Consider the following 11,344-nt stretch of genomic DNA (forward strand, 5'->3'; position numbering starts at 1 on the left):
AAAAACCTTCACAAAAGAAGTATTAACTTTTGAAGAAAATGCTAATAAAAAAGGAGATGAATATTGGAATACCATTCGTCCAATCCCTTTAACCATTGAAGAAAGCACCGATTATACTAAGAAAGACATTTTGCAAACCAAAAAGAAATCACAGGCATACCTCGATTCTATAGACAAAAAGAATAATAAATTCCACTTTTTAGATCCCATTACTGGCTATACTTATAAAAATTCCTTTCAAAAATGGTCTGCAAACTATGCTGGAATACTAACAGGGGTTAACTTTAACACGGTTCAAGGCTGGAAAATTGGTACTGGATTGTCCTATACAAAAAACGACCGTGAAAACGGAAAGTACACTCGATTTGGAGCTGATTTCGATTATGGCTTCTCCGAAGACAAATTTAGGTCAACAGGAAGTTTTATCCATAAATTCAACAATACCAACAAAAGTGAAATTCAAATTTCCGGTGGAAGTCGTGTTGCCCAGTTCAATGAAGAAAAGCCGATAAAAGAGCTATTGAACTCTGTTACAACTTTGTTTTTCGAAGAAAATTTTATGAAGATTTATGAAAACAATTTCATCTCGCTTTTATACCAGCGAGAAATCACCAATGGGATTTTCCTGAAAGCTAAAGTCAATTATCTTGAAAACAAACCTTTATCAAACACCACAGACCAAACCTTTTTTCCAAAAGAAAAAGTCTATACCTCAAATAATCCTTGGGCTCCAAATAATTACACAACCCCAGCATTCGAAAAATACAATTTGGTAAAAGGCAATCTGGAGGCTCGAATAAATTTTGACCAAAATTATATCAGCCGACCTGACGGAAAGTATAATTTTTCAAACGGAAATTATCCTATCCTGACATTAGGTTATGAAAAAGGATTTGCCGGCAGCGAAAAAAAATATGAATTTAACCATCTCAAAGCCAAAATCGAATACGAAACAATACTAGGAAATAAAGGGGTTTTATCAATAAATGCCAAAGGAGGTAAATTCTTTAACGCCGATGAAATCGCATTTGTGGACTACAAACATTTTAATGGCAATCAAACCTACATCGGATTCTCCGAAAGTTATTTGAACGTATTCAATTTAATGCCTTATTATACCAACAGTACAAACGACAGCTATTTTGAATTACATGCAGAACACAACGACAAAGGCTATTTCACGAATAAAATCCCGTTGTTGAATCTACTAAAATCAAACTTGGTTTTAGGCTATCACCTGCTTGCCATACCAAATAGAAATCCTTATTCTGAATACAGCGTAGGTTTGGATAACCTCGGTTTTGGAAAATTCAAAATGTTCCGACTAGATTATGTTCGCTCTTACCAAAACGGATTTCAAAAAGACGGCGTAATTGTTGGAATAAAATTCTTGAATTAAATCAAACTTTACAAAGCTGAGTTCGATTATCATGGAGCGGAAACATTTTGCTTTATCGGTAAACATTGTTCCTGCTGTCCGCTATATTCCATCAGGGCTAAGAGTTGGCATTTTGCCTTTTTGCCATCATTTAAAAAAAGAAAACAGCAATAAAAAAACCAATACCTTTTGAACGGTATTGGTTTTACTTTTTATAATTATTTCTAATCCGGCTCAATATGAATCAAGACATGGCCCAATTCCGGTATTTTCTCCCTGAGCGTGTCTTTGAGTAAATGGGACAAATCATGTCCTTCTTTTACTGTAATTGATCCTTTTACCCTAGCATGAAGATCAACATGGTATTTCATTCCCGCCTTTCTGATAAAACATTTTTCGGTGTCAATAATTCCATCCACTTGATGAGAGACTTGCCTGATTTCCTCAACCAAATCATCGTACAAATGTTCGTCCATAATTTCGCCAAGTGCAGGCCTAAAAATCAAGTAACTATTATACAAAATGAAAACTGAGGCAAACAAAGCAGCCCAATCATCCGCTGCTTCGTATCCTTTCCCTAAAAACAATGCAGTCGAAATCCCAATAAATGCAGCAACCGAAGTTAAAGCATCACTCCTATGATGCCAAGCATCCGCTTTAAGAGAAGAACTATTGGTTTCTTTACTCCTTTTCATCACCAATCGAAACGAGTATTCTTTCCAAAGAATAATGGCGCCAAGAACATAAAGCGTCCATGATTTTGGCAATTCATGTGGAGTTTGAATATTTATGATACTCTCATAACCTATAATTGTAGCCGAAGTAATCAAAAAACCAACTACCAAAAAGGTAATCAATGGCTCCGCTCTACCATGTCCGTAGGGATGATTGTCATCAGCTGGTCTACTGGAATATTTTATACCAAATAAAACCAAAAGAGAAGCAAAAATATCCGTAGTAGATTCTATCGCATCTGCAACTAAGGCGTATGAATTTCCGAAAAAACCAGCCAACCCTTTTATAAGAGCTAGGGAAGTGTTCCCGATTATACTAAAATAGGTCGCCTTAATGGCTTTCTCCTCATTAGACATATTTCACTTTTTTATGCTAAAAATCGCTTAAAGAAATTATTTTCAGGTGAAAATTAAATTTATTTAAGCGATTTTAAAATTGTTATTTCTTATTGTTTTTCTCGAACTATTTTGGCTCCTATTGCTCTTAAACGCTCATCAATGCGCTCATATCCTCTATCAATTTGCTCGATATTTTGGATTGTGCTGGTTCCTTTGGCAGATAATGCTGCAATCAATAATGAGATTCCCGCACGAATATCAGGAGAAGACATTGTTGTCGCTTTTAGAACTGATTTAAAATCATGACCTATAACTACCGCTCTATGGGGATCACACAACATAATTTTGGCTCCCATATCGATTAATTTATCTGTAAAGAACAAACGACTTTCAAACATTTTTTGGTGAATCAAAACATCTCCTTTGGCTTGTGTAGCAACTACCAATACAATACTTAATAAATCGGGTGTAAATCCTGGCCATGGCGCATCGGCGATAGTAAGGATAGAACCATCAATATCTGTTTTTACTTCATACCCGTTTTTGTGTTCTGGAATGTAAATATCATCTCCTCTTTTCTCCAATGTAATTCCTAATTTTCTGAATACATTTGGAATCACACCTAGATTCTCCCAGCTTACATCTTTGATTGTAATTTCACTTCTTGTCATGGCCGCAAGACCAATCCAAGAACCAATTTCAATCATATCCGGTAAAATTCTATGAACACAACCACCTAATTTTTCAACTCCTTCAATAGTCAATAAATTAGACCCAACTCCTGTAATATTGGCTCCCATAGAGTTCAACATTTTACAAAGTTGTTGTAAATAAGGTTCGCAAGCTGCATTGTAAACAGTTGTTTTTCCTTTGGCCAAAACAGCAGCCATAACAATATTGGCAGTTCCTGTTACAGATGCTTCATCTAATAACATATCGGCACCGACAAGTCCATCCGGAGCTTCTACTCCATAAAAATGGTCTTCTCTGTTGTATCTGAATTTAGCTCCTAAATTGATGAATCCTTCAAAATGGGTATCCAACCTTCTACGTCCAATTTTGTCACCACCCGGTTTCGGGATATACCCTTTTCCAAAACGTGCCAAAAGCGGCCCAACAATCATAATGGAACCACGAAGAGAACCTCCTTCTTTCTTGAAAGCTTCAGTTTCTAGATATCCTACATTCACCTCATCGGATTGGAAAGTATAAGAACCATGTCCTAGCTTCTCAATTTTAACTCCCAAATTCCCCAAAAGTTTTATCAATTTATTGATATCGATAATATCAGGGATATTGTTAATTGTTATTTTTTCTGGCGTTAAAAGTACCGCACACAAAATTTGCAATGCTTCATTTTTCGCTCCTTGCGGTATTACTTCCCCTTTTAGATGAACTCCTCCTTCTATTTTGAAAACTTCCATGTTTTTGATTTAAGATTCTTTGACTTGAAGTTTCTAAGATTCTAAGTTTCTAAGTTTCTAAGACATTGAACTAAAACGCTCCCATAATTCTTAGAAACTTAGAATCTTAGCGTCTTAGCTCCTCATTTTTTACTTACTTTTTTTGAAACGGTTTTGGTTTCCCCGTTTTATTATTCTTGTTGCTTTGAATTTTTGGTTGTCCTGCTGGACCAATTTTATTAGAAATCCTTTTGTTGGTTCTTAGTAAATCGGTGGTATTTAATAATTCCTCAGAACTTTGCAACAAATTCAACTTCCCGTCTGACAATTCATAAAGATGTTCGAAAATCACATCGTCTTTTACGGTATCTTTATTCCAACTCAAATAGGATTTTTTCATGTGATTGGCAATTACTTTGACCAACGCACTTTTCATTTCTCCTTCTTCCCATTTGTTGGCCACATCAATCATATATTTGATGTTGTTTCCATAATACCTGTATTTCGGGTAGTTTTGAGGATATTTTAAAACATCGGGTTTGAGTTGCAACACTTCCCTTGACGGAATTGGATAAGGTGAATCGGCTACTAACTTAAAATCAGACATTATAAAAAGCTGATCCCAAAGTTTGTGCTGAAAATCGGGTACGTCACGCAGGTGAGGATTCAAACTTCCCATTACCTGAATGATGTATTTTGCCGTTTTGTTGCGTTCTACTTCATCTTCAATAAGGGTAGCCTGCTCGATCAATTTTTGCAAATGACGACCATATTCTGGAATAATTAAATGCTTTCTTTCGGAATTGTATTCCAAATTGAAAACAACATCATTCGCATTTTCTTTTTTATATTTTTCGATCATAATTATAAGGAAACTATACCTTCTATTGTGGATAATTCTTGGTACTTATCTATTATTTCTTGCGAATCTTTGACAGTTACATCTACTGAAACACTGGTAAATTTTCCTGTTTTGGATTTTGTTGTTTTGATTACGGCTCCCATGCAGTTGAAGGCATTTTCCACTTTTTGGATATTCTCTTCGGTTGTGGGAACTATAAATTTAAACAAATATTCTGCTGGCCAAGAATTACTAAGATCTAACTCAACCTTAAGTCTTTCATAGAACTCCTCAGCTTTTTTTTCTTTATCGTTGTCCATTCTTAAATTAAAAATAAAGGCAAATATACGTTTTAGATTTTAGATTTTAGATTTTAGATTTAGGAATTATAAGTATGGATTTAAGATTTATGAAACAATAAGTGCTAAACTAACATTTTCTTTTATTTCTAAGAAGAATTTCAATCGAAGTTATGTTTGCAAAAATGCACTATACCTCTCCTTTAGCCCTGATGGAAGCGGCATCCCATCTCGACTCGTCCCTAAAGACGAGACGAGATGGAATATAGCGGACAGCAGGAACGATTTTCACTAAAAAAGCCCCATATTTCGCTCCTTATCATTCCGCTGCAATTAGCAATCGATAAACTTTTTAATTTCCAATAAGTTTGAGTATTTTTGCCGCTTAATTACAGAAAGTGCAGAAAGAAATTATTGTTATCATTGGCGGTCCAGGTACTGGAAAAAGCTCTATTATTAAAGGTCTGGAAATGAAAGGCTATTGTTGTTATCCTGAAATTTCTCGTGAAGTTACACTTGAAGCCCAAAAAAGAGGTATTGAACAATTGTTTCTGGAAGATCCTTTATTGTTTAGCCAAATGTTGCTTGACGGCAGAATAAAACAATTTAACAATGCTCAAAATGAGTCCCATAAATGGGTATTTATTGACCGTGGAATTCCAGATGTTGTAGCTTACCTAGACTATATTGGTGATGATTTTCCTGAGCATTTTGATAATGCCTGTCGTGAAAATGTGTATACCAAAATTTTCATGCTTCCGCCTTGGGAAGAAATTTACGAAAGTGACAGTGAGCGCTACGAAAACTTTGAACAAGCAAAAACCATCTACAAACACCTTACAAAAACTTACACTGATTATGGATATAATCTAATTGAAGTACCAAAAGATAGTGTAGATAACAGAATTCTTTATATATTAGATAAAATTTAGCAATTTCTTAAAAATCAAGATTGTAAATTATTAAAAATCTAAACCAGAAATAATGCCAGAAGCATTAGCAATTCTTCAGAAATATTGGCAACATAACAGTTTCAGATCACTGCAAGAAGAAATTATTGATTCGGTTTTGAGTGGCGAAGATACTTTTGCCTTGATGCCAACGGGTGGTGGAAAATCAATTTGTTTCCAGGTGCCAGGCATGATGAATGAAGGAATCTGCTTGGTTATTTCGCCACTAGTTGCTTTGATGAAAGACCAAGTTGCCAATTTGCAAAACCGAGGCATTAAAGCCATCGCTTTGACTGGTGGTATACGATCTGAGGAAATGATTGACTTGCTGGACAATTGCCAATTTGGGAATTATAAATTTCTATATGTATCTCCAGAGCGTCTACAATCGGATTGGATTTTGGAACGTATAAAAAATCTTCCCATAAGCCTGATAACCATTGACGAAGCGCATTGTGTTTCGCAATGGGGACATGATTTTCGCCCAGCTTATCTGAAGATTTCGGCATTGAAAACTTATTTCCCAAAAGTTCCATTTTTGGCTTTGACGGCTACTGCGACTCCCAGAGTAAAAGAAGACATCATTACCGAACTTGGGATGCACAGTCCTAAACAGTTCGAAAAATCTTTTGCCAGAAAGAATATTGCCTACATGGTTTTTGAAGTGGAAGACAAACTTTTTCGGATACAACAAATTCTTAAAAAAAATCCTCAGCCTTCTATTATATATGTTCGAAACCGAAAAGCGTGCTTGGACGTTTCAGCCCAATTACAAACGTTAGGATTTCAAGCTACTTACTATCACGGCGGTCTTACCTCTAGAGAAAAAGACAAAAACATGCAACTCTGGATGGAAGAAAAAGCGCAGGTTATTGTTGCCACGAATGCCTTCGGAATGGGAATTGACAAGCCAAACGTTAAAACCGTTATCCACATTCAGTTACCGGAAAACATAGAAAATTACTATCAGGAAGCAGGACGTGCCGGCAGAAACGGCGAAAAAGCATATGCTGTTTTATTGACCAGTCCAGCGGACATTATACAGACTGAAAATCAATTCATAAACGTTTTGCCAGACAAAGCTTTTCTGAACACTATGTATGTCAAACTCTGTAATTATTTCCAAATAGCATACGGAGAAGGAATAAACGAAGAGTTCTCCTTTAATTTGCACCATTTCTGTTTAAAATATGGTTTTCCAACACAGAAAACCTTCAATGCGATGCGTTTTTTGGATGGACAGGGCGTTCTCACTTTGTCCCAGGAGTTTTCAGAAAAAATCACATTGCAATTTTTAATTCCTTCCAAAGAAGTCATACGCTATACAAGTTTGAATCCCAATGACGAAGAAATCATTTTGACTATTCTAAGAACTTATCCCGGAATTTACGAAATGCAAACCGCCTTCAATTTGCCTATGATTGCCAAAAAATCTCATCATTCTGAAGCAGAAATACTAGCGGTATTACATAAGCTAAAAGACAAAGAAATTATAGAATACCATTCTAAAAACAATGACGCTACATTAATATTCAACGAAATTCGGGAAGACGAAAGAACGATTAATAAAGTTTCCAAATATTTGATAAGACAAAACGAACTAAAAAAAGAGCAACTACAATCGGTGCTTAATTATGTAAAGGAAAAAAAAGTTTGCAAGAGTAAAATGATTTTGGATTATTTTGGAGAGAAAGCTGTGTCAAATTGTGGTATTTGTTCCTATTGCATAACATTGACCAAACCTAAAAAAGACTACAATGCTCTTTCCAAAAAAATCATGACTTTATTGCAAAGTGAAGATTTAAATTCAAGAGAAATACAAGAGAAAACAAAAAATACCGACGACGATGTTATCTTTGTACTGCAACAATTATTAGAAGATAATCTTTTGATAATTCAAAAAAACAATAAATACACTTTAAAAAAATAATGGAAAAATTAAGAATTATATTTATGGGAACTCCAGAATTTGCAGTTGGCATTCTAGATACCATAATCAAAAGCAACTATGAAGTGGTGGGTGTAATCACAGCTGCAGACAAACCCGCAGGAAGAGGACAAAAACTGAAATACTCGGCGGTAAAGGAATATGCACTGGAAAATAATCTAAACTTATTACAACCTACTAATCTAAAAGATGAGAGCTTTCTTGAAGAATTAAAATCATTGAAAGCTAATTTACAAATCGTTGTTGCTTTTCGAATGTTGCCAAAAGTGGTTTGGGAAATGCCTTCATTAGGAACATTCAATCTACACGCTTCTTTGCTTCCTAACTATAGAGGAGCTGCACCGATTAACTGGGCAATTATCAATGGAGAAAGCAAAACTGGTGTCACTACTTTTTTTATCGATGATAAAATAGACACTGGAGCTATGATTTTAAGTTCGGAAACAGCAATCGATGACACCGAAAATGCCGGACAATTACACGATAGATTAATGCATTTAGGATGTGATACTGTAATAGAGACTTTGAAAGTGATCGAAAGTGGAAATGCAGTAACTATAATCCAGAATGATTCATCAGATATCAAAACGGCATACAAGCTAAATAAAGAAAATTGTAAAATTGATTGGTCAAAATCGATTACTGAAATTTACAATTTAATTCGAGGCCTAAGTCCTTATCCAGCTGCTTGGTGTTTTTTTGGTGACAAAGACCAAGAGTGGAATGTAAAAATCTATGAGGCCAAAACTATTCTAGAAGAACACACCCATACCATTGGCAGCTTAATTTGTACCAAAAAAGAAATAAAAATCGCAGTAGATAAAGGCTATATTCAAATAGTATCTCTTCAATTTCCTGGAAAAAAGAAAATGACTGCTGCAGAATTATTAAATGGTATCACTTTTTCAGAAGACGCAAAAGCCTATTAAGGTCAATAAAAACAGGAGTTAAGTGCTGTTTTTTTCAGAATTTTAGCCCACTTTATGAACAAAGATTGCAAGTTATTAACAAAATACGCTAAAAATGTATAAAACACTTGCAAAGACCGTATTTCCTGTTAATTTTGTTGTAATTAACAATTATTTTAACCAACAATTAACATCCAATTATTATGAACAAATCAGAATTAATCGACGCTATCGCTGCTGATGCAGGAATTACAAAAGCTGCTGCAAAATTGGCATTAGAATCATTTTTAGGAAATGTAGGTGGAACTTTGAAAAAAGGTGGTAAAGTATCATTAGTAGGATTCGGATCATGGTCAGTATCTTCAAGAGCTGCAAGAGACGGAAGAAATCCTCAAACTGGAAAAACTATTCAAATCGCTGCAAAAAATGTTGTAAAATTCAAAGCTGGAGCAGATTTGGAAGGAGCAGTAAACTAATTGTAGTTTATCTTATATAATTAAACCTTCCGATTGGAAGGTTTTTTTTTGCTTTTAAACGATTAAGCCCAAAAAAATTTGGTATTTAAATTTAATTTTTCTTAAATTTAATTAAAAATATAGCCTTATGATTTCAGAAAAATTAAAAAAAGGATATTTACTTATTGCTGAACCATCAATAATTGGAGACTTGTCATTTAATCGATCAGTAATCCTATTAGCAGATCATAATGAAGATGGTTCGGTAGGCTTTATTATGAACAAACCTTTGAAATATACCATCAATGATTTGATTCCCGAAATAAATGCCAATTTCAAGATTTTCAATGGTGGCCCAGTTGAACAGGACAACCTTTACTTCATTCACAATATCCCTGACTTAATACCCAATAGCATAGAAATATCCAACGGAATTTATTGGGGCGGTGATTTTGAATCGACAAAAGACCTCATCAATAAAGGCAAAATAAAAAAAGAGAACATCCGTTTCTTTTTGGGATACACCGGATGGGAAGAGCACCAACTTGAAAAAGAAATGGAAGCCAATTCATGGATTATTACCACAAATAATTACGAGAATAAAATAATCGGAAAATCAACTGCCCATTTCTGGAAAGAACAAATCATAGAATTGGGAGGCGAATACCTTATTTGGTCCAACGCTCCCGAAAATCCATATTTGAACTAAACCAAGCTTAAAGATTCATTCAGTTTTGCAACTAAAGTTTTAGAAACTTCAATCGAAAATTCCTTTTTTCTGTATTTTGTAATCGGTTGCACGCCTTTAATAACATTCGTAACAAACAATTCATCCGCTTTTTGAAGATCAAAGGGTGAAATAATTTCCTCAGCAACTTCGATACCGTTTATTTTTTTTGCCAGTTCCAAAATTTGCTTTCTCATAACCCCATTCAAACAACCTTCTGAAACAGGTGGGGTAATTAATCGATTATCTTTTAGCATAAAAATATTGCCCTGTAGAGCCTCAACAACATTTTTGGTGTCGTTTAATAAAATACAATTATCCAATCCGTTTTCATTAGCATAAATACTTCCTGTTACATTTATCAGACGGTTTGTCGTTTTTATTGAGGACAATAATTGCTTAGTGACGTAAAAATCCTTGTATAAATCAACTTCATATTCACTTTCACTAAGAAAATAAGCTGTATTTTCAAGCAGAGTAGCTTGTATCAAAAAGGAAACAGTATTGTTTTGGGGTAAATAATATCCTCCATCATTTCTATAAACCGTAATTCTAGCTCTAGAAGATGATTCTATATTATTGTTTTTGACTAAAGTAAGAATTTGCTCTTCTAGGTATTCCATTGTAAAATCCATCGGAATTTCCATTCGAACCACACGCATCGAAGACATCAACCTGAAGTAATGATCTTCTAAAAACAGGATTTTTCCATTTACAATTTTCACAGTCTCAAAAACTGCATCACCATACAAAAACCCTCTATTCTGCACTAATATATTCGCATCCTCAGACACTATTGCACCATTAAAATTTATCATACTATTTTTCAAAAAAAAGTCACGCTAAAAAGCGTGACAAATATAAGTTATAATCTACAATTTCACTACACCGAACCTATAACATGTTTTAGGTCTGAAATTTGGTTTTCCCACAGCTGAGTTGCTTCTTCAAGTTCCTCTTTATGAGCAAAATCAACCACCATTAAAGAAACATCTTTGGTCAATTCATCAACCAAGATATTCAACTCAAAAAAATATTCGGTATCCTTATTGTTGTCGTCAACCCATTTAAACTTCACTTTCTCACCTGATTTCTTGGAAGCCAATCTTGCTTTCTCTTGGGAGTCATTCCAAATAAAAGTAAAAAACTCACCACGAGAGTTTACATTATCTGCAAACCATTCAGACAAGCCCGAAGGTGTCGAAATGTATTGATACAACAACTGAGGAGAGGAATTTATGGGGAATTCGATTTCGTAACGCACTTTTAAATCCATGAATATCGCTTAATTTTTTTTCGAATATATAGATTATTACTCCAATAAAAAAACGTTTTGAAAAAAAAATATTTTTTGTTGTTTTT

The 11,344-nt window shown here is 34.5% G+C and carries 12 protein-coding genes; 6 read left to right on the forward strand and 6 right to left on the reverse strand.

From position 1 onward, the window contains the following. On the forward strand, positions 1 to 1,399 hold a 1,399-nt coding region (locus VFS71_RS19675; RefSeq protein ID WP_326403390.1), incomplete at its 5' end, for a DUF5686 family protein. Between the two features lie 203 nt (positions 1,400 to 1,602). On the opposite strand, the gene VFS71_RS19680 is transcribed toward VFS71_RS19675, so the two are convergent. From VFS71_RS19680 to VFS71_RS19695, 4 genes are all read right to left on the reverse strand, one after another. Then, on the reverse strand, positions 1,603 to 2,469 hold the full coding sequence (locus VFS71_RS19680; RefSeq protein ID WP_326403392.1) for a cation diffusion facilitator family transporter: 867 nt from the start codon (positions 2,467 to 2,469) through the stop codon (positions 1,603 to 1,605). An 89-nt stretch (positions 2,470 to 2,558) separates the two neighbouring features. Continuing rightward, positions 2,559 to 3,875, reverse strand: coding sequence for a UDP-N-acetylglucosamine 1-carboxyvinyltransferase (murA, locus tag VFS71_RS19685; protein ID WP_326403393.1), 1,317 nt, complete (start codon positions 3,873 to 3,875; stop codon positions 2,559 to 2,561). Between the two features lie 133 nt (positions 3,876 to 4,008). Continuing rightward, complete coding sequence (locus tag VFS71_RS19690) at positions 4,009 to 4,716, reverse strand: DUF4290 domain-containing protein (RefSeq protein ID WP_326403394.1); 708 nt, start codon at positions 4,714 to 4,716, stop codon at positions 4,009 to 4,011. Positions 4,717 to 4,718: 2 nt separating this feature from the next. Beyond that, entirely contained in the window at positions 4,719 to 5,015 is a 297-nt protein-coding gene (locus VFS71_RS19695; RefSeq protein ID WP_326403395.1) for a DUF493 family protein, read from the reverse strand. Positions 5,016 to 5,392: 377 nt separating this feature from the next. Here VFS71_RS19695 and VFS71_RS19700 point away from each other — a divergent pair, with 377 nt between their 5' ends. From VFS71_RS19700 to VFS71_RS19720, 5 genes are all read left to right on the forward strand, one after another. Then, positions 5,393 to 5,926: an ATP-binding protein gene (locus tag VFS71_RS19700; RefSeq protein WP_326403396.1), complete on the forward strand. Its 534-nt coding sequence runs from the start codon at positions 5,393 to 5,395 to the stop codon at positions 5,924 to 5,926. A gap of 52 nt (positions 5,927 to 5,978) precedes the next feature. Next, positions 5,979 to 7,874: an ATP-dependent DNA helicase RecQ gene (locus tag VFS71_RS19705; RefSeq protein ID WP_326403397.1), complete on the forward strand. Its 1,896-nt coding sequence runs from the start codon at positions 5,979 to 5,981 to the stop codon at positions 7,872 to 7,874. After that, positions 7,874 to 8,821, forward strand: coding sequence for a methionyl-tRNA formyltransferase (gene fmt, locus VFS71_RS19710; RefSeq protein ID WP_326403398.1), 948 nt, complete (start codon positions 7,874 to 7,876; stop codon positions 8,819 to 8,821). The genes VFS71_RS19705 and fmt overlap by 1 nt, the downstream gene beginning before the upstream one ends. Positions 8,822 to 9,003: 182 nt before the next feature. After that, positions 9,004 to 9,276, forward strand: a complete 273-nt coding sequence (locus VFS71_RS19715) for an HU family DNA-binding protein (protein ID WP_077375548.1) — start codon at positions 9,004 to 9,006, stop codon at positions 9,274 to 9,276. Positions 9,277 to 9,403: 127 nt separating this feature from the next. Continuing rightward, complete coding sequence (locus tag VFS71_RS19720) at positions 9,404 to 9,964, forward strand: YqgE/AlgH family protein (protein WP_326403399.1); 561 nt, start codon at positions 9,404 to 9,406, stop codon at positions 9,962 to 9,964. Here the strand turns inward: VFS71_RS19720 and VFS71_RS19725 are convergent. Both VFS71_RS19725 and VFS71_RS19730 read right to left on the reverse strand, forming a co-directional pair. Continuing rightward, positions 9,961 to 10,800 carry an aminotransferase class IV gene (locus tag VFS71_RS19725; protein ID WP_326403400.1) on the reverse strand — a complete coding sequence of 280 codons (840 nt, stop codon included), beginning with the start codon at positions 10,798 to 10,800 and terminating at the stop codon, positions 9,961 to 9,963. The two genes, VFS71_RS19720 and VFS71_RS19725, sit on opposite strands and share 4 nt — an antisense overlap. 65 nt (positions 10,801 to 10,865) lie before the next feature. Further along, on the reverse strand, positions 10,866 to 11,258 hold the full coding sequence (locus VFS71_RS19730; RefSeq protein WP_116797373.1) for an START-like domain-containing protein: 393 nt from the start codon (positions 11,256 to 11,258) through the stop codon (positions 10,866 to 10,868). Positions 11,259 to 11,344 lie beyond the last annotated feature (86 nt).

This window comes from Flavobacterium sp., assembly GCF_035760125.1.
In the GTDB taxonomy this organism is placed as follows: Bacteria; Bacteroidota; Bacteroidia; order Flavobacteriales; family Flavobacteriaceae; genus Flavobacterium.